Origin of the sequence: Nocardioides sp. dk884 (assembly GCF_009557055.1) — a bacterium.
Classification (GTDB): Bacteria; Actinomycetota; Actinomycetes; order Propionibacteriales; family Nocardioidaceae; genus Nocardioides.
Genome location: NZ_CP045649.1, coordinates 947,066 through 965,000, shown reverse-complemented (window position 1 = coordinate 965,000; position 17,935 = coordinate 947,066). Strand labels below are relative to the sequence as shown.

Annotated in this window: 15 protein-coding genes and 1 other RNA gene (1 of these 16 only partly in view); 6 read left to right on the top strand and 10 right to left on the bottom strand. The window is 71.8% G+C overall.

Translation table 11 applies throughout. The features are described from left to right. Both GFH29_RS04710 and GFH29_RS04705 read left to right on the top strand, forming a co-directional pair. Window positions 1–208: the 3' end of a hypothetical protein gene (locus GFH29_RS04710; protein ID WP_153322269.1), read on the top strand. It extends 383 nt beyond the left edge of the window; 208 of the gene's 591 nt are visible here — the last part of the coding sequence; the start codon falls outside the window, past its left edge; the stop codon is at window positions 206–208. A gap of 93 nt (window positions 209–301) precedes the next feature. Then, window positions 302–3,142, top strand: coding sequence for a cation-translocating P-type ATPase (locus GFH29_RS04705; RefSeq protein WP_153322268.1), 2,841 nt, complete (start codon window positions 302–304; stop codon window positions 3,140–3,142). A 33-nt stretch (window positions 3,143–3,175) separates the two neighbouring features. Here GFH29_RS04705 and dacB read toward each other — a convergent pair whose 3' ends face one another. The 6 genes from dacB to GFH29_RS04675 form a co-directional block, all read right to left on the bottom strand. After that, window positions 3,176–4,660 carry a D-alanyl-D-alanine carboxypeptidase/D-alanyl-D-alanine-endopeptidase gene (gene dacB / locus GFH29_RS04700; RefSeq protein ID WP_153322267.1) on the bottom strand — a complete coding sequence of 495 codons (1,485 nt, stop codon included), beginning with the start codon at window positions 4,658–4,660 and terminating at the stop codon, window positions 3,176–3,178. 397 nt (window positions 4,661–5,057) lie between these two features. After that, the gene (locus GFH29_RS04695) at window positions 5,058–5,522 is read right to left on the bottom strand and encodes a GNAT family N-acetyltransferase (protein WP_228387767.1); all 465 of its coding nucleotides are present in this window, start codon (window positions 5,520–5,522) and stop codon (window positions 5,058–5,060) included. An 81-nt stretch (window positions 5,523–5,603) separates the two neighbouring features. Continuing rightward, window positions 5,604–6,215 carry a hypothetical protein gene (locus GFH29_RS04690; RefSeq protein ID WP_153322266.1) on the bottom strand — a complete coding sequence of 204 codons (612 nt, stop codon included), beginning with the start codon at window positions 6,213–6,215 and terminating at the stop codon, window positions 5,604–5,606. A 139-nt stretch (window positions 6,216–6,354) separates the two neighbouring features. After that, window positions 6,355–7,275 (bottom strand): hypothetical protein, encoded by a 921-nt coding sequence (locus tag GFH29_RS04685; RefSeq protein WP_194288918.1) that lies wholly within the window; start codon window positions 7,273–7,275, stop codon window positions 6,355–6,357. A gap of 24 nt (window positions 7,276–7,299) precedes the next feature. Next, on the bottom strand, window positions 7,300–8,382 hold the full coding sequence (locus tag GFH29_RS04680) for an ABC transporter permease (RefSeq protein ID WP_228387766.1): 1,083 nt from the start codon (window positions 8,380–8,382) through the stop codon (window positions 7,300–7,302). Between the two features lie 158 nt (window positions 8,383–8,540). After that, entirely contained in the window at window positions 8,541–9,233 is a 693-nt protein-coding gene (locus tag GFH29_RS04675) for an HAD family hydrolase (protein WP_153322265.1), read from the bottom strand. 191 nt (window positions 9,234–9,424) lie between these two features. Between GFH29_RS04675 and GFH29_RS04670 the strand changes: the two genes are divergently transcribed. Continuing rightward, entirely contained in the window at window positions 9,425–10,423 is a 999-nt protein-coding gene (locus tag GFH29_RS04670; RefSeq protein ID WP_153322264.1) for a hypothetical protein, read from the top strand. A 56-nt stretch (window positions 10,424–10,479) separates the two neighbouring features. On the opposite strand, the gene ssrA is transcribed toward GFH29_RS04670, so the two are convergent. After that, window positions 10,480–10,850, bottom strand: a transfer-messenger RNA (tmRNA) gene (gene ssrA / locus GFH29_RS04665). Between the two features lie 317 nt (window positions 10,851–11,167). Here ssrA and GFH29_RS04660 point away from each other — a divergent pair. The 3 genes from GFH29_RS04660 (at window position 11,168) to GFH29_RS04650 (ending at window position 15,227) form a co-directional block, all read left to right on the top strand. Continuing rightward, on the top strand, window positions 11,168–12,277 hold the full coding sequence (locus GFH29_RS04660) for an ABC transporter ATP-binding protein (RefSeq protein WP_153322263.1): 1,110 nt from the start codon (window positions 11,168–11,170) through the stop codon (window positions 12,275–12,277). Further along, complete coding sequence (locus GFH29_RS04655; protein WP_153322262.1) at window positions 12,274–14,061, top strand: ABC transporter permease; 1,788 nt, start codon at window positions 12,274–12,276, stop codon at window positions 14,059–14,061. Before GFH29_RS04660 ends, GFH29_RS04655 begins: the two co-directional genes overlap by 4 nt. 62 nt (window positions 14,062–14,123) lie before the next feature. Further along, window positions 14,124–15,227, top strand: coding sequence for an ABC transporter substrate-binding protein (locus GFH29_RS04650; protein ID WP_153322261.1), 1,104 nt, complete (start codon window positions 14,124–14,126; stop codon window positions 15,225–15,227). Window positions 15,228–15,344: 117 nt separating this feature from the next. Here the strand turns inward: GFH29_RS04650 and GFH29_RS04645 are convergent, their stop codons facing one another. The 3 genes from GFH29_RS04645 to smpB all read right to left on the bottom strand — a co-directional run bounded on the left by GFH29_RS04645 (window position 15,345) and on the right by smpB (window position 17,875). Then, window positions 15,345–16,643, bottom strand: coding sequence for a hemolysin family protein (locus GFH29_RS04645; RefSeq protein ID WP_153322260.1), 1,299 nt, complete (start codon window positions 16,641–16,643; stop codon window positions 15,345–15,347). Between the two features lie 61 nt (window positions 16,644–16,704). After that, window positions 16,705–17,340, bottom strand: coding sequence for a maleylpyruvate isomerase family mycothiol-dependent enzyme (locus tag GFH29_RS04640; protein WP_194288917.1), 636 nt, complete (start codon window positions 17,338–17,340; stop codon window positions 16,705–16,707). Window positions 17,341–17,395: 55 nt separating this feature from the next. Beyond that, complete coding sequence (gene smpB, locus GFH29_RS04635) at window positions 17,396–17,875, bottom strand: SsrA-binding protein SmpB (protein WP_153322258.1); 480 nt, start codon at window positions 17,873–17,875, stop codon at window positions 17,396–17,398. Between the last annotated feature and the right edge of the window lie 60 nt (window positions 17,876–17,935).

Here is a 17,935-nt window from a genome sequence, read left to right as displayed (position 1 = left end):
GGACCGGGTCGTCGTCGACGGGGAGGAGACCGCGCACCTGAGCGCCACGATATCGATGAACGGTGCCTCCACCACGGTCGACCAGTTCTACCTCGCCGGGCAGGACGGCGCCTTCATCGCCACTTTCTCGTTCAGTCCCAGCGTCAGCGCGACCCAGCGGGCCGAGGTCACCGACTCGGTGCTGGCCAGCTGGACCTGGACCAGCTGACCCCCTCCGCTCGGGTACGACGACCCTCCACGGCGTACGACGCCCGCCGTAGCGTCGCTGGCGGCAGTGCGCACGCCGGACGCGGAGGGCGACATGGACGATGGACCTGGCCTCGCTGGGCCCGCCCGGGATGCCTCCCTGCTGGACGCAGAAGCCGTGACGGCGGACCTCGGTGTCGATGCCGTGACGGGGCTGAGCACCGAGGAGGCGGCACGCCGCCTTGCCGCGGACGGCCCCAACGAGCTCCAGCAGCGCCCGCCGGTGCCGGCCTGGCGCCGGGTGCTCGCGCAGTTCCAGGACCCGCTGATCTATCTGCTGCTCGCCGCGGTGGTCGTCTCGGTCGCGGCGTGGGTCGTCGAGGGCAGCGAGGGCGTGCCCATCGACGCGCTGGTGATCACCGCGATCGTCGTGGTCAACGCGGCCCTCGGCTACGTCCAGGAGGAGCGCGCGGCGGATGCGGTGGCGGCGCTGCGCACCATGACCGCGGCCGCCTCCACCGTGCTGCGCGACGGGCGGCTGCGACAGGTGCCGTCCGCCGAGCTGGTGCGCGGCGACGTGCTCGTCCTCGGCGAGGGCGACGCGGTCGGCGCCGATGCCCGCCTGCTCTCGGCCAACGCGCTCCGCGTGCAGGAGGCGTCGTTGACCGGTGAGAGCGCCGCGGTGACCAAGGACCCGACCACCCTCGCCGCGCCCGCCCCGCTCGGCGACCGGCTGGACATGGTGTTCAAGGGGACCGCGGTCGCCCAGGGCACCGGGCGCGCGGTGGTCACCGCCGTGGGGATGGGCACCGAGATGGGCGCGGTCGCCGAGATGCTCGAGGCGACCACCGAGGACCCCACTCCCCTGCAACAGGAGATCCACCGGATCAGCCGGATGCTCGGCACCGCGGTGGTCGTCATCGCCGTGGTCGTGGTGGTCACCATCATCTGGTTCGACGGCATCACCGACCCCGACGACCTCGTCGAGGTGCTGCTGCTCGGGGTCTCGCTCGCGGTGGCCGCCGTACCGGAGGGTCTGCCGACGATCCTGTCGGTGGTGCTCGCGATCGGCGTGCAACGGATGGCCCGGCGCAACGCAGTGGTCAAGCGCCTCAGCTCGGTGGAGGCGCTGGGCTCGGCCACGGTGATCTGCACCGACAAGACCGGCACCCTGACCCGCAACGAGATGACGATCCAGCGCCTCGTCACCGCCTCCGGCCGTGCCGAGGTCACCGGGATCGGCTACCGCCCCGACGGCGAGGTCCTCGCCGACGGCCGCCCGCTGGCTGCGGACCAGCGTGCCGAGGCCCGGCTGGTGCTGTCGGGCGGTTCGCTGGCCAACGACGCCCAGCTGTCCGAGCGCGACGGGGAGTGGGAGGTGGTGGGCGACCCCACCGAGGCGGCGTTCCTGGTCGCCGCCCGCAAGGCCGAGGCCGAGCCGGACGGGCGGTTCCGCCGTCTCGCGGAGATCCCGTTCACCTCCGAGCGCAAGATGATGTCGGTCCTCATCGCCGACGCCGAGGACCGGCAGGTGCTGTACGCCAAGGGCGCGCCCGACGTGCTGATCAGCCGCTGCACCCGCCGCCAGGTCGGAGCGTCGACCGTGCCGCTCACCGAGGAGGACCGCGCCGCGGCGATGGCGGAGGTCGACCGACTCTCGCGCGAGGCGTTCCGCACCCTCGGCGTGGCCTACCGCCCCCTCGGGGAGCGGGCCGGAGTACCGGGGACCGGCGACCCGGACGAGTCCTGGGAGCGCGACCTCGTCTGGGTCGGGATGGTCGGCATCATCGACCCGCCCCGCGAGGAGGTGGCGCCCGCGATCGCCGAGGCGCACCGCGCGGGCATCCGGGTCGTGATGATCACCGGCGACCATCCCGCCACCGCGCGGCGGATCGCCGCCGATCTCGGGATCGTCGCTCCGGAGGCCCGGGTGCTCACCGGTGTCGAGCTCGACGGCCTGGACGACGAGGCGCTGCGGGAGGTCGCCCGCGAGGTCTCGGTCTATGCGCGGGTGGCCCCGCAGCACAAGCTCCGGCTGGTCGACTGCCTGCAGGCCGATGGCGAGGTGGTCGCGATGACCGGCGACGGTGTCAACGACGCGCCGGCCCTGAAGTCGGCCGACATCGGCGTCGCGATGGGCATCACCGGGACGGAGGTGACGAAGGAGGCGGCCCGGATGATCCTCGCCGACGACAACTTCACCACGATCGTCGCCGCGGTCCGGCAGGGCCGGGTGATCTTCGAGAACATCAAGAAGTTCCTGCGCTACCTGCTGTCCTCCAACATGGGCGAGGTCCTCACCGTCTTCCTCGGCGTGCTGCTCGCGGGGGCGATCGGCCTCACCGACGCCGACGACACCGATGCCCTCGTGCTCCCCCTGCTGGCGACCCAGATCCTGTGGATCAACCTGATCACCGACTCGACGCCGGCGCTGGCGATGGGCGTGGACCCCGAGATCGACGACGTGATGGCGCGCCGTCCGCGGCGGCTGACCGATCGAGCCATCGACGGACGGATGTGGGCCGGGATCGTGTCCGTCGGCCTGGTGATGGCCCTGATCACCCTGTTCTCGATCGACGTGTTCCTGCCCGGCGGGCTGGTCGACGGCGAGGACTCCCTCGAGGTCGCCCGCACCGCGGGGTTCACCACCCTGGTGCTGGCCCAGCTCTTCAACGCGCTCAACGCCCGCTCGGAGACGACCAGCGCGTTCCACGGCCTGTTCGCCAACCGGTGGCTGTGGCTCGCCATCGCCCTCGGCGTGGTCCTCCAGGTCGCGGTGGTGGAGCTGTCGTTCCTCCAGGTCGCCTTCGGCACCGCCGCGCTGGACCCGGCCCACTGGGCCGTCTGCGTGGCGCTCGCCTCCGTCGTGCTCTGGTACGACGAGGTGCGCAAGATCGTGCTGCGCGCGCTCGGACGCCGGCGGGTCCCGGCCGCGGGTGCGGCCGGGGCCACCTGAGCTCGCGCTCAGCTGCGGGCGGTCAGTGCGGGGTCACCAGCTGCCGTGCACGGTCGCGGCCAGCCCGTCGAAGCCCTGCCGGATGCTCAGGCTGCTCGGCGCGCCGTTCTGCATGAACGCGTAGGCCTTCATCCGCCCGTCGGCGCCGCGGGTCACCCCGGCGAGGGTGATCACGTCGTGCAGCGAGCCGGTCTTGCCGCGCACCTTCCCGGCCGCGCGGTAGGACTGCTGGGTGACGAACCGGCCGTAGCTGTCGTCCAGCGTCCCGCTGGCGCCGGCCAGCGGCAGGCCCTGCTTCAGCGGCCACATCGTGGTGTGGCGCCCCTTGGTGTAGGCGGCCTGCAGGATCGAGACGAGGTTGGCCGCGGAGATCCGGTCGGCCCGCGAGAGCCCGGAGCCGTCGTACAGCTTCATCCCGCGGGTGTCGACGCCGAGGTCGCGGAACATCTTCATCTGCGCCTGGGCACCACCGCGCCAGGTCGCCGGCAGGCCCAGCTCGACGGCGGTCAGCCGCTGCAGGCCCTCGGCCAGGTCGTTGTCGGAGTAGAGCAGCATCTGGATCACGACGTCGGAGACCGGGGTGTGGTGCGCAGCGACGCTGGTGGCCTCCTCGGACGCCTTCCCCCGCCGTACGTCGGCGACCTTGACGCCTCGCTCGCGCAGCTCGGTGGCGAAGACGTGGCCGGCGTCGATCGCGGTGTCCATCACCTGGTGCTGGTCGACGACCAAGGAGCGGACCGGGGTGACGTTGCCCGGGTAGTAGCCGCCGGACCAGCCCGGGCTCATCGACGGCTGCTCGAACAGGCTGTCGTCGACGCGCAGGTGGTACGGCGTCCGCTTCTTCACCTGCCGGGCGGTCTTCGCGGCCAGCGCGCTCAGGTCGCCGCTGGTGAGCAGCTCGTCGCCACCCCCGACGAGGGTGATCGTCTGGTCCTCGAGGCGCACGTCGGTGGTCAGCTGGTGGTCCGGGCCGAGCGCCTTCAGCGCGGCGACCGCCGTGCCGATCTTGGTGGTCGAGGCGGGCATCATCGCCTGGTGCCCGCCCGCGGACCACACGGCGCGACCGCTGTCCACGTCAGCGACGTGGCCGGTGACCTTGGCGCCGAGCTGGTCGTTCTTGATCCGCGTGCGGAGCTTGGCGGCGATCGTCCGGTCCGCGCCGGTGGGCCTGGCCTTCGCGGCCTTCGCGGCCTTCGCGGCCCTCGCAGCCTTCGTGGCCTGGGCGGGCTGCGAGCCGGTCCGGACCCGCTGCGCGTGCCGGCTCTGCTGGGTGCGCTTGGCCCGCTGGGAGTGCTCGGAGTGCTCGGAGCGCTCGGAGCGCTTCTGGCCCTCCTGCCCGATCCGAGGCAACCGCTGGATGGCCTCGACCCGCGAGGGCGTGTCGTCGTGCGAGGGGGTGGTCAGGGCGGGTGTCACCGCCCCGGTGGCCACGAGGGCGGCGGTGGCGGCGGTGGCCGCGATCGTCCTTCGGTTGCGCTGGAGCCTGGAGCGCAGAGGGGTGCGCGCGCGGCGCAGCATGCAGGTGACCTCCGTGTCGGTTGCGGGGGCTCGGGCCAGGGCTGGACACGCGTGCCTGGTCGCGGGCACGCGTGCACGCCGCGGCGGAGGACCACGGCCCGGACGCTCGGGGCGCCGTCAGCGCAGACGGCAGCGCCGGAACCAAGCCCGCCCACGCCGCGTGCGTGGCCGGACCTGAGCCGTGGTCGTGCGGGCGTCGACAGCAAGACGGGGGCGAGGTCGCTCGCTCAGCCCGGGCGTGTCGCTGCCGGATGACTCTCGAGACAGCGAGTGCTGCCGCTCCGGGAGGATGTCTCCCCCACCGGAACTCACCTTCGATGGTAGGTCGGCGACCGGCCCGGTTCACGGGGCCGGAGCGCGTTCTGCGTCACGCTCCGGAGGTGCCGCAAGAGGCCCTTCAGAGGTCCTTGCGCAGGTGCACGTCGGCGGCGCCGACGACCGGCACGTCCTCCCAGCGGAAGAGCTCGCGGTAGCCGTGGCGCACATAGAACTGCGGCGCCTGGAAGGTGAAGGAGGTGACGTACACGTGCTGGCAGCCGCGACGTCGGGCCTCGACCTCGAACTCCTCGAGCAGCCGGGCGCCCAGGCCGGCGCCGCGATCCCCGGCGCGCACCCAGGTCATCGCGATGCCGGCAGCGACGCCCCAGGTCCAGCCGCTCATGCCCGCGGCGAGCTCGCCGGCATCGTCATGCAGGCTCACGGTGAGCTCGCGGGCGGGCTCGGTGCCGCGCGTGGCCTCGGCGTTGACCCGGTCGAGCTCATCGGAGAGCCGTTGGTCGAGTGCGGCGTCCGCCTCGCCCACCCGACAGCGGTACGACGGGTGCGGGGCGGGCGGCATGCCCCTCGCCTCGGAGTCGGTCACGGGGCGCATGCTGCCACGCGGAAGACCGGCCAGCCGATCTCGGTGCGCCACGCCGCGGGGTCGGCTGAGCGAGGCGCAGGCTCAGCCCGCGGACAGGATCGCCGCCAGGTCCTCGGCGACGGCACGCTCGTCGTACTCCTCGCTGAGACCGTCGCTGCTGCCGGAGACCTCCAGCGTGGTCCGCGAGCGGGTCTCCGGGTCGAGGTGGTGGGCGGTCAGGTTGAAGTCGGCCGCGGGGTTGGTCGGGAAATCGGTGTGGACCACCACGAAGTCCCGCTCACCCACGGTGATGGTCTCCTCGGTCTGTTCGTTGCCCGACTGCTCGACGGCGCCGGTCGCGGACTCGAGCGCCGTGAACGCCTCGTCGCTCTCCGCCTCCGCGTAGGCCAGGCTCACCGAGAACGGTTCGTGGAAGCTGCACTCGACGAGGTGGACCTCCTCCATCGGGCCGAAGAACGTCGTGTGCAGGACGTCGTCGTGCTCCTCGCCGTCGACCTCGATCTCGGTCTCCAGGGGGCAGTCCCACTGGAAGTCGCCCATCCCCGTCCGGCCGATCTCCGGATAGCGCTCGAGGCCCTCGGCGATCGCGTCGGCATAGTGCGCGGGCACACCCGTCGCCCGGGCGTCCGTCGGACTCGCCTCGTCGTCACCGCAGCCGGCCAGGGCCCCGGCGCCGAGGGCCAGGGAAAGCACCCACCCCATGTGGCGGCCGCGCCGCCGTCCGCATCGGAGCGAAGGAAGGGCGGGTCCAGCGTCGGAGAGGATCACGAGCCGCATGCTAGGGCGTCGGCGCGGCGTCACGGCGCTGTCCGCGCCGGGCGGGAGGCGTCGCTCAGCGCCGGTGGCGAGTCGGCGCTGGGCTGGCCTTCGGCCGTTCGAACAGCTGCAGCCCCCCGGCCACGGCGAAGCACACCGAGCCGGCAAAGGTTCCCCAGTTGGCCAGGCCCGGGTCCAGGTCGGTGGAGGTGGCCGGGAGGGTGAACGAGGCGAGCCCGGCCACGAAGAAGATGATCGACCCGAGCTGGTTCACCCCGACGATCCACCAGCCGAGGTCGTTGACGATCCGCCAGATCACCCCGTGCCCGACCTCGACGAGGGCGAGGTGGCCCGAGACAAGGAAGCAGACACAGCCGACGATGTCCGGGAGCCAGATCCAACCGTCGGTCTGGCGAGGCGTGAGGTGCGAGGCGAACGCCGCCACGAGGCTGGCCCCGAAGACGAGCGTGCCAGTGAACAGCACCGCCGCGCTCAACCAGCCGATCTGGCGGGGCTCGAGGGCGAACCAACGCCACCGCGGCGAGGACAGCGAGCCGTTCTCGTCGAGGTCGGTGGGCGTGTTGGAGGCCTGCAGCAACGACACGTAGCCGCCGACGCTGAAGAAGGCCCCGCCGACGAGGTACACCGTGTCGACGTGCCGCACACTGCCGACGTCGAGCTGCGCTAGCAGCGCACCGAGCGCGAAGAGGCCGCCACCGACGATGAAGGCGGTCCCGGCCAGCAGGTTGGCCCGAGCCAGTCGGCGGGCGGTCGCCGGCGCCGCCTCGACGAAGCCGGTGGTCCTTCCCGTCGCGTCGAGCAGCTCCACGCGCCCCCGGCGTCGTGCCGAGCGCGACTCCCACCGGGCCATCGTGCCGTCCGGGGCCCGCCAGGTCACCCGGGTCGTGAACAGCCCGGACCGCTCGACCTGGCGCAGCGCCCAGCGCGCGGGGTGTGCGCGCGGGACGTCACCAGCAGGTGCGGGCTGCTCCGCCATGATGCCGACTCTCGGGCGACCGGATCAGGCGCTCATCAACAGCTCCGGTCGCCGGCCCCGCCCTGAGACGAGCAGCGTGAGGACGATGCCCGCCACGGCGTACGCCGCGAGCACGAGCAGCGGCCGGGTCAGGTCGTCGGAGCCGAAGTAGACGATCTGGCGCACCCCGTCCACGCCGGCGCCGGTCGGGATCCACTCGCCGACCACCCGCCAGAAGGCGGGCATCACGCCGGCCTGGAACGCCCCGCCCGAGCTCGGGTTGCCGATGATCACGATGAGCAGCAGCGTCACCCCGATCCCGATCACCCCGAGCAGCGCCTCGAGCCCGATCGCCAGCGCGGCGATCGAGAACGACACGGCCGTTCCGAGCAGGCCGAGCTGCCAGAAGTGCCCGGTCTGGGCGTCCAGCAGCGGGCCGACGATCAGCGCGCCGCCGAACCCGGAGGCCAGGGCGTAGGGCACCAGCGCGGCCAGCCGGATCAGCGCCGTGCGCACCGAGCGGGGCCGGTCCCCGCGCGCCAGCGCCACCACGGTCGGGAAGAGGTAGGCCCCGACTGCCCAGCCGACCACGAGGTAGAAGCCGGTGAGGCCGCGGGCGTCGCCGCTCTGCAGCGGCACCAGGTCCTCCTTCTCCACGCCCCGCCGCTGCTCCTCGACCACCTGGGTGAGGACTCCCGAGGCGGCCTCCTCGACCGAGACACCGCCGCCGGAGGCGATCAGCAACAGGTCGGTGCTCTTCGCCGGGCGCAGCACGAGGGCCGCGACGTCGTCGCCATCGCGGACGTCCTCGCGCGCCTCCGACTCGGAATCCGCGAGCGAGGCGTCCAGGGGGTCGCCGGAGAGCCCGTTGAGCTGGTCGACCAGCTGCTGGGCCTGGCTGCCGCCGAACTCCGGCGCGACCACCTGCACCTCGAGCTGGTGCGGCGTGGGGTCGTGGAACGCCGCGACATAGCTGTAGATGAACGCGAACTGCAAGAACAGCACGCCGAGGACCCAGGCCACGGCCCGGACCATCGAGCGCCGCGGGTCGATCGCCAGCGCCGGCGTGGATCCCCTGCTGGTGGGGCCGGGCTGCTCGGGATCCTGCGGGGTGCCTTGGGCTGACATGGCATCTCCTTGCCGTTGCGCCGTTCCGCGCGAACCTGGCGCGGACGCCGTACGGCGAAAGCAGCTGCCCTGGGCCCGAGCGCCCTAGCTCTCCACTGTAGGACGGTTCTCCCCCGGTGGCACCGGTCCGATTGCCCGGGACCCGCCGCCCGACAGCACTAGCCGAGAAGGGCCTCGATCTCGAGGAGACTCCTGATGGTGGCTTCCGGCTGCACGTGCGGATCCTCCGACAGCCGGTTCAACCACACCCCGCGCAGCCCCGCCTGGGCGGCGGCCAACGCATCCGTGTGGAGGTTGTCGCCCACGTAGGACACCGAGCCCGGAGGCCTCCCCAGCCGCTCGCACGCGGCGACGAAGGCCGTCGCATCAGGCTTCGCGGCCGGCAGCGAGGACGAGGCGACCACGCAGTCGAAGCGGTCGAGCAGGCCGACGGCGCGCAGCTTGGCGCGCTGCTGCGCCTCGTCCCCGTTGGTGAGCACCCCGAGCGCGACGCCGGAGGCAGCGAGCAGGTCCAGCGCGGGCACCACGTCGTCGTAGGCGACCCACGCGGCCTCGTACAGGTCGAGATACGACTGGAACAGTCTGTCCATCGCGTCGGCGTCCGGGACCGGACGTCCGAGGAAGGCCAGGAACTCGGCGATCCTGCCGCGGCGCTGCTCCTGGAACGTCGCCTCGCCCCGCAGGTAGGCCGCGAAGTGCAGGCCCTCGAGCCGGCCCCACTCGGCGACGGCATCATCCGCCGCATCGCGCCGCCCGCCGTACCGGGCCACCCACTCCGCCACGGCAGCATCGGCGGCGGCCCGGTGATCCACGAGCGTGCCGTCGAGGTCGAACAGGACTCCCGGTGTCATAGCCGGACGCTAGCAACCCGCCGGCACGGGCCCGCAGAAGAGCAACTGGCGCGTGGTCCCTAGTCCTGGGGAAAGGCCCCGGTTGCGCGGCCGGGCAGTACGGCGTCGGCGCAAGACTCGGAAAGAGCGTCACGACCCCGCCGCGTCCGGGCCTTCGTCCGAGCACGACGGACCATGGTGAGGAGGACGCGATGGCAGACGTCATGCCCCGGCCCGCACCGCCCGGCGGAGGACAGCCCCCGGCTGCGCATGAGCCTCCGCCGATGGCGCTTCGGACCTACCGGTTCCTGCGGCTTGGCGCGGTCGGGGTCATCGCCCTCCTGGCGGCCTCGCTGTGGAAGGAGTACGACCGCGCGGGCAGCTGCCTCCAGGGCTCGATCAGCGCCTACTACTACACACCGGTGCGGTCGGTGTTCGTCGGCGCCCTGGTCACGCTAGGGCTGGTCATGGTGGCGTTGTGGGGCAAGTCCCTGTGGGAGGACAGCCTTCTCAACCTGGCGGGGATCCTGGCACCTGTGGTCGCGTTCGTGCCCACGGCCGAGACGAACAAGTGCGGTCTCAGGGACCCGGCGGGCGCGAAAGTGCGGACGCAGGCCGAGCAGGAGGCGCTCATCCAGGCCAGCCACACGGCGGTGTCGAACAACCTGTTCGCCTACCTGGCGGTCATCGGCCTGATGCTCGCGAGCGTGCTGGTCATGGGCGTCATCGGTCAGCTCATCGCCCGGCTTTCGCGCGGTGGCTCGACGGCCTCGACGACCTGGACCTCGGCAGCCGCGCATCCCCCGGCGTACTGGATCCCCTGGGCGACCGCGTTCGCGCTGTGGGCGTTCGGTGTCTACAAGTTCTCCCAGGACAGGAGCTGGATCTTCGAGCACGCTCACATGTACGCCGCGATCGTGCTCTTCGTCCTCATCGTCGGGGCCATCGTCGCGATCGCGGTGCACAAGCTCCGTGGCGAGGGTGAACGCGGTGGCAGCCGTGACCGGCGGTGGGCACTCGCCTACGGCACGCTGTCGGGCGTCATGGCGATCGGCGCGGTCGTGGTCCATCTCCTCGCCGACACGCACCCGACATTCTGGGTCGAGGCGTGGTTGATCTTCTGGCTGGCGACCTTTTGGGTCCTGCAGACCTGGGACCGCTGGAACGACGGGGCACCGCGGCAGCCCGGAGCGCCCGACCTGCGGACATGACAACGAGGGCCCGCCGCGGATGCGGCGGGCCCTCGTCCAGAAGGGGATCTGCTGATCTGTGGAGCTGCGGGGAATCGAACCCCGGTCCTCGAGCGTCGAACCAAGTCTTCTCCGGGTGCAGTCCGTGATGTCGCTTTTCTCGGCCCCGGGGCTCGCACGGACACGTCCCCGACAGGCTCAGTCACGGAATAGTCCCGCTCACCCTCCGCGACACGGAGTGAGCAGCAAGTCTCCTAGATGACGCCAGGGTCCGGGACGGAGACGGATGCCCGGTCTGACGCTTCGATCACCGCTCAGGCGGCGAGAGCGAAGGAACTGCGCTTAGCGTTGGCAGTTGTTGTTTTCCAGCGATCGTTTACGAGATGTCGCTGGCTCCTCGACCCGCTTCCCTTGGAACTAACGTCCCAAGTCGAAACCGATCAGCCCCTCTGTAGTTGTCAACGTGGCCAGTGTAGACGCCACCACCAGCCCCGCGCACCCGGGATTCGCGCGAGCCCTGGACCGGCTCGGTGCCGCGGCGTTCGACACAGCCGAACGGCGCGACAAGACGCTCAGGCGGGCGGGCACGCGCTTCGATCACTGCGCGGAATTGGGGGCGGCGCGGGCCCGTCGAAGGTTTCTAGTATCCCAGGTCACGTCCCGGCGGCGTCCCCCTCAGCGCCGCCGACTCCCCCTCCCCTGCCGTCCGTGCGTGGTGCCCCGCACGGACGGTCGCGTCGTCCTCCCCCCACCCCAGGAGCCTCAGTGAGAATCACGATCGAGAACCTTCGCCTGCAGTACGGCCAGGTCACGGCCATCGACGACATGTTCCTGGAGATCTCCGACCGCGAGTCCGTCGTACTCCTCGGCAAGTCCGGATGCGGCAAGACCACGACGATGCGGTGCATCGCCGGGCTCGAGGAGCCCACCAGCGGCCGGATCACCATCGGCGACACCGTGGTCTTCGACGCCGAGCGGGGCATCAACCTGCCCCCGAACAAGCGCAACGTCGGCATGGTCTTCCAGTCCTACGCCGTGTGGCCGCACATGACCGTGTTCCAGAACGTCGCGTACTCGCTGAAGCTGCAGAAGACCCCGCGCGCCGAGATCGAGCAGCGCGTGGGCGAGACCCTGGAGCTGGTCGGGCTCGAGGACTTCGCCCACCGCGGCGCGAGCCTGCTCTCCGGCGGGCAGATGCAGCGCGTCGCCCTCGCCCGCAGCCTGGTGATGCGCCCCTCGGTGCTGCTGCTCGACGAGCCGCTGTCCAACCTCGACGCCCGCCTGCGCGACCGGCTCCGCATCGAGCTGCGCGACCTTCAGCTGCGCCTGGGGCTGACCACCGTCTACGTCACCCACGACCAGACCGAGGCCTTCGCGCTCGCCGACCGCATCGCGCTCATGCAGGACGGGCTGATCGTGCAGATGGACGAGCCGTCGGCGATGTACCACCACCCGCGCAGCTCCTCGATCGCCCACTTCCTCGGCGTCGCCAACGTGCACCCCGTCGCCGCCCGCGACGGCGCGCACGTGCTGGCCGGCACCGACCTGGTCGTGACCAGCTCCCAGCCAGCGCCCGACGCCGAGGACCTCTCCGCGTGCATCCGCAGCGAGGACGTCCGGCTGGTCACCGACGGCGCCGCCGGACCGAACAGCTGGCCCGGCACCGTGCGCGTCAGCAGCTTCCAGGGCGGCAGCGTGCGCTACTCCGTCGAGCTCGCGACCGGCCTGGAGCTCGACGTGGTGGTCCCGACCGCCGCCGGGCGCCGCCTCGAGGTCGGCGAGACCGTCTGGGCCGAGGTGTCCGCGAGCGACGTGCAGATCCTGCCCGCCCGGGCCGTCGCACGTGCGGCGAACGGCAACGAGGTGGCCGCATGAGCATCGACGCCCCGGAGCGCCCCGCCCCCGCGGCCGACCGTCCCGCCGGCGCGCCCGCGCGGCGCCGCCCCAACCTGCGCCGCGGGCTGCGCGGCGTACGTCGCGAGATCCCGGCGCTGGTGCTGGCGGCCTTGCTGTTCCTCGTGGTGATCCTGCCGGTCCTGTTCATCATCCTGGCCGCCTTCACCACCCGCGTGCCCCGCCCGGGCGGCGCCGGCCTCGGCGGCTTCACCCTCGAGAACTTCGAGATCCTGGGCACCTCCCAGGCCGTGGAGAGCCTGCTCAACTCCCTCGGGGTCGGCGTGGGCGCCGCCGTCCTGTCGCTGCTGATCGGCGCCAGCCTCGCCTTCATCGCCGCGCGCACCGACGCGCCGTGGCGCCGGTTCGTGTACGTCGCGGGGATCGCGCCGATGTTCCTGCCCGCAATCGTCGGGGCGCTGGCCTGGTCGATCCTGGCCAGCCCGATCTCCGGCCACCTCAACATGGCGCTGCGCGAGGTCGGCATCGGCCTCACCCTCGACGCCTACTCCTACGGCGGGCTGATCTTCGTGCTCGGCCTGTACTACGCGCCGTACACGTTCATGCTGACCTACAGCTCCTTCGCGATGATGAACGCCGACCTCGAGGAGGCGGCTGCTGTGCACGGCGCCGGGCTCGGGTCGATGTTCCGCACGGTGACCCTGCCGCTGGCGATCCCCGCGCTCGCCGGCGCGGCGATCCTCAGCTTCGTGCTGGCCGTGGAGAACTTCCCCGTCAACGCGATCCTGGGCAACCCCGGCGACATCGAGACGCTGCCGACCTACATCTACCGGCTGATGGCGGGCAACCCGCGGCCCAACGCCGCGGCGGCGATCGCGATCGCGCTGACCCTCGCCGTCGCACTGGTGACCTGGGGTCAGCAGCGGATCGTGGCCCGCAAGCGGTTCACCACCCTCACCGGCAAGGGCAACCGCCCGCGCCCGGTCCCGCTGCGCGGGCTGCGCTGGGTGGCGACCGGCTTCGCGGTCCTCTACTTCCTGCTCGCCGTCGTCCTCCCGGTGGGCGCGCTGCTGGTCACCGCGACCTCGGGCGCGCCGTACGCCAACACCTTCGCCGACCTGTTCAGCCGCGGGTTCTCCCTCGACCGCTTCGCCCAGGCGATCAGCCAGTCCGACTTCCGCACCTCCACGACCAACTCGGTCACGCTGGCCCTGCTCGCCGCGGTGGTCGGCACCGCACTGGCCTTCGCCGTGTCCTACGTGCGCTACCGCTCGCGGACCCGGTTCGGCCCGTTCCTGGAGCAGACCAGCATGATGCCGCTGGCGATCCCGCAGGTCGTGCTGGGCATGGGCATCCTGTGGGCCTGGCTGAGCCTGCCGTTCCCGGTCTACGGCACGCTCGCGATCCTCGTGATCGCCACCGTCGCGGTGAACATGCCGCAGGGCTACCGCAGCGTGTCGTCCTCGATGCTCCAGCTCGACCCCGACCTGGAGAACAGCGCGGTCATGCTCGGCGCCAGCCGGTGGCGCGCGGTCCGCAACGTGACGGCCCCGCTGATGCGCACGGGCATCGTGTCCACGCTGCTGATGCTGCTGATGCTCGGCCTGCGCGAGATGAGCGCGGTGCTGTTCCTCTACACCTCCGACACCCGGGTGCTCTCGATCCTGGTCTTCCACAGCTTCGAGAACGGCAGCATCAGCTACTCCGCCGCGATCAGCCTGATCTTCACGCTGATCATCGCCGCCCTCGCGATCGCGACGCAGGTCGTCGGTGCGCGCGAACGCCGCGCCCGCGACGGCTCCTGAGCCGGTCTCGGGCTGTCGACCGTCCCGCGCACTCCCTGCTTCCCCCGACGAAAGGTCCTTCGATGCGTCGTACCGCCGCACTCGTCCCGGCGCTCTCCCTCGCGCTCGCCGCGACCCTCACCTCCTGCTCCGCAGCCAGCTCCAGCCACGTCGTCAGCGCGAAGGCCGACGTCGACACCTCCTCGGGCCTGGTGATCGACGGTGAGCGGATCGCCGACCAAGCCACCTGGGAGGCCGCCCAGGAGCAGAAGATCACCGTCTACACCGGCTACCAGGAGGCCAACCAGCAGGCCTTCAACGACACCTTCACCGCCGACACCGGCATCGAGGTGGAGTACGTGCGCGACGTGGCCAACAAGCTCTCCGAGCGGATCCAGTCGGAGGCCGGAGCCGGTCAGCTCGGCGCCGACGTCATCATCACCTCGGACTACAAGGTCGCCCGCGAGCTCACCGAGGCCGGCATCCTGAGCCCGCACGTGCCGGCCACCCTCGAGCCGGACAGCGACCTGGTCCTCGACGACGACCACTTCACGACCTTCGCCAACGTCGTGATCACCTTCGCCTACAACACCTACCAGGTGAGCGAGGAGGACGCCCCGACGTCGTGGACCGACCTGCTCGACCCGGCGTACAAGGGCAGGATCGGTCTGACCTCCGGCACCGCCGGCGGCTCCTCGATCGCGCTGAACCGGTTCGTCACCGAGGAGGTCGACCCGGACTACTGGGACAAGCTGGCCGCGCAGCAGCCCACGATCTACGACAGCGGCGGCCAGCGGCAGGAGGCGCTCGCGCGCAGCGAGCTCATGCTCGCCACGGCCGGCACCGCCGCGGTCAACGTGGCAGTCGCCGAGGACGCCGCTCCGCTGGAGTACGTCGTACCGGAGGAGGGGCTGGTGCTGTTCAGCTTCTTCATCGCCGAGGCCGCCGACACCGCGCACCCGGAGGCCGCCGAGGTCTTCATCAACTACGCACTGTCGAAGCGCGGGCAGTCGGTGATCTCCGCGGTCGGCGACTACCCCGCCCGCGAGGACGTCGACCCGCCGACGGCCAACGGCCGCGAGCTGCCGCCCCTGGACTCCCCGCAGGTCTGGCGGATGAAGCCCGAGGACGAGCTGACCTACGCCGACGCGGACGCCGAGGTCTGGCGCGAGGCCTTCGGCCGCTGACCCCCTTTCGCCGAGTCGGCGCGAATGGCGCGCCGAGTCGGCGCGAATGGCGCCCGAAGTCTCGACTCGACCGGTCGGAGGTCTCGATTCGACCGGTCGGAAGTCTCGACTCGACCGTCAGTCGGCGGGAGCGGGGTCGCCGGGGGTGGCGGCGCGGACGCGGACGCGGGTGATCCGGCGGTCCTCGACCGCCTCGACCTCGATGACGTGCCCGTCGACCGTCACCCGGTCGCCCACGGCCGCCATCCGGGTCAGCCGCGCGAGCAGGTAGCCGGCGACGGTCTCGTAGGCGCCGTCGGGCAGCTCGATGCCGGTGCGATCGTGGAACTCCTCGAGGGTCAGGCCGCCGTCGAGGGAGACCTCGCGACCCGGCGCGAGGCTGTCGGGCTCGGCCTCGTCGTCGTCGTACTCGTCACGGATCTCGCCGATCAGCTCCTCGATCAGGTCCTCGAGGGTGACGATGCCGTCGGTGCCGCCGTACTCGTCGACCACCAGGGCGATGTGGGCGCGCTCGCGACGCATCCGGCTGAGCGTCGGCAGCACCCGGTTGGTCGCCGGCAGCACCAGCAGCTCACGCGCCACCTCGGCCACCCGCACCTCGCCGAGGTCGCCGCGCCCGAGCAGGTCGCGCAGGTGGACGTAGCCGATCACCTGGTCGAAGTCGCGGCCGGTGACCGGGTAGCGGGTGTAGGGGCTGGCCGCCATGATCTCGACGGCCTCGGCGAGGGTGATCTCACCGGGCAGGAACACCACGTCGGGGCGCGGACACATCGCCTCCTTCACCGAGCGGTCGCCGGCCTCGAAGACCTCCTCGACGATCGCGCGCTCCTCGGCGGGGATCGCGGTGTGCCCCGAGATCATCCCGCGCAGCTCGTCCTCGTCGATCTCGTCGGAGGCCGCGTCGGGGTTGCCGCCGAGCAGCCGCACCAGCAGGTTGGTCGAGACCGACAGCAGCCAGATGACCGGCGTCATCAGCGTCGCGAAGCGCCCCAGCGGCGGCGCCAGCACCCGGGAGAACCCCATCGAGCGCTGCAGCGCGAGCCGCTTCGGCACCAGCTCGCCCAGCACCAGGGAGAGGTAGGAGACCACCAGCGTCGTCGCCACCAGCGACACCGTCTCCGCCGCAGGCACCCCGAGGTCCTCCAGCGACGGCGCGAACTGCGGGGCCAGCGTGGAGGCGCCGAACGCCGCGGAGAAGAACCCGGCGACGGTCACGCCGATCTGCACCGCGGAGAGGAACCGGTTGGGGTCCCGGGCGAGGCTGGCGACCGATCCGCCGCGCCCGCCCTCCCCCTCCAGCTTGGCGATCTGGCCCTCGCGCAGCGAGACCAGCGCTATCTCGGTGGCGGCGAACACCCCGCCCATCAAGATGAAGGCCACGATGAGGACGACGTCGATCAGCGTGCCGGAGTCCATGGCCGCCACGGTAACCGCGCCGGGTCACCCGTCCGCGACCGCGTGGGTCGGCCCGCGTGGGTCAGCCGGTGACCCAGGCGCGTACGGCGGCCGTGCCGGGCCCGGTGAGCCGACCCACCTCCGCGGCGCGCCCGGCGAGCACCGTGGCGAGCGCCTCGGCCGGGGCGGTGACCTCCGGACCGGTCCCGCTGCGCCAGTCCAGGTCGCTCGCGACGTACGACGCCTCGGGGCGGCCCTCCAGCATGGTGCCGAGCCGCGGGGCGCGGCCGCCGAGCAGTTCCAGGACCGGGCGCCACAGCTCCGCGGGCCGCTCGACGGACAGCCCCAGCGGGAACGCGATGTCCACGCGGTGCACCATCACCTCGGTCATCGCGGCCCGAGCGCCCATGCCGGGCGGCGCGACCCGGCCCTCGGCGTGCTCGCGCAGCAGCTCGACCAGCTCGGCGGACTCGCGCTCGACGTACTGGTCGGCGAGGTACTCGATCACCGCCGAGGGGCTGCCCACGCCGCGCACCGCCGCGCGCGCCAACCCCAGCACGCCGCTGGCCTGCACGCTGACCAGGTGGGCGACCACACCATGCACCGTCCACGCCGCGCACAGGCTCGGGGTGGACCACTGCTCCGGGCCCAGGGTGTCGAGCAGGTCGGCGAGCTCACGCCGCTCGGATGCGACGGTGCTCCACAGCGGGTCGGCCATCCTCCATGGTGCACCCGGGGCGCCGTCCCGTGTCATGCCCGAAACCGGGCAGCGCTCAGTCCTTCATGCCCTTGAGGTGGCGGCCGAGGGCCTGCTCCTTCTCCCGGTCCGCGGTGCGCTCGGCGATGCTCTGGCGCTTGTCCCACGACTTCTTGCCCTTGGCCAGGGCGATCTCGACCTTGGCCCGGCCGTCCTTGAAGTACAGCGACAGCGGCACCACCGTCAGGCCCTTCTCGTTGACCCGCCGCTCGATCTTGTCGATCTCCACGCGGTTGAGCAGCAGCTTGCGCTTGCGCCGCGCCGAGTGGTTGGTCCAGGTGCCCTGGGAGTACTCGGGGATGTGGACGCCGTGCAGCCACGCCTCACCACGGTCGATGTCGACGAACCCGTCGACCAGCGACGCCCGGCCCTGCCGCAGGGACTTCACCTCGGTTCCCTGCAGCACCAGGCCGGCCTCGAAGGTGTCCTCGATGTGGTAGTCGTGGCGCGCCTTCTTGTTCTGGGCGACCATCTTCTGCCCCTGCTCCCTGGCCATGGGGCTGATTGTGTCAACCGCCGCAACCGGGTTGTTCGCCGGAGGGTCCCCGGCGCCACC

Excerpts from the sequence above, each read along its gene's own strand:
- GFH29_RS04705 (WP_153322268.1), top strand. The coding sequence starts at position 302 with ATGGACGATGGACCTGGCCTCGCTGGGCCCGCCCGGGATGCCTCCCTG.
- dacB (WP_153322267.1), bottom strand. The coding sequence starts at position 4,660 with ATGCTGCGCCGCGCGCGCACCCCTCTGCGCTCCAGGCTCCAGCGCAAC.
- GFH29_RS04685 (WP_194288918.1), bottom strand. The coding sequence starts at position 7,275 with ATGGCGGAGCAGCCCGCACCTGCTGGTGACGTCCCGCGCGCACACCCC.
- GFH29_RS04680 (WP_228387766.1), bottom strand. The coding sequence starts at position 8,382 with ATGTCAGCCCAAGGCACCCCGCAGGATCCCGAGCAGCCCGGCCCCACC.
- GFH29_RS04675 (WP_153322265.1), bottom strand. The coding sequence starts at position 9,233 with ATGACACCGGGAGTCCTGTTCGACCTCGACGGCACGCTCGTGGATCAC.
- GFH29_RS04670 (WP_153322264.1), top strand. The coding sequence starts at position 9,425 with ATGGCAGACGTCATGCCCCGGCCCGCACCGCCCGGCGGAGGACAGCCC.
- GFH29_RS04655 (WP_153322262.1), top strand. The coding sequence starts at position 12,274 with ATGAGCATCGACGCCCCGGAGCGCCCCGCCCCCGCGGCCGACCGTCCC.
- GFH29_RS04650 (WP_153322261.1), top strand. The coding sequence starts at position 14,124 with ATGCGTCGTACCGCCGCACTCGTCCCGGCGCTCTCCCTCGCGCTCGCC.
- GFH29_RS04645 (WP_153322260.1), bottom strand. The coding sequence starts at position 16,643 with ATGGACTCCGGCACGCTGATCGACGTCGTCCTCATCGTGGCCTTCATC.
- GFH29_RS04640 (WP_194288917.1), bottom strand. The coding sequence starts at position 17,340 with ATGGCCGACCCGCTGTGGAGCACCGTCGCATCCGAGCGGCGTGAGCTC.
- smpB (WP_153322258.1), bottom strand. The coding sequence starts at position 17,875 with ATGGCCAGGGAGCAGGGGCAGAAGATGGTCGCCCAGAACAAGAAGGCG.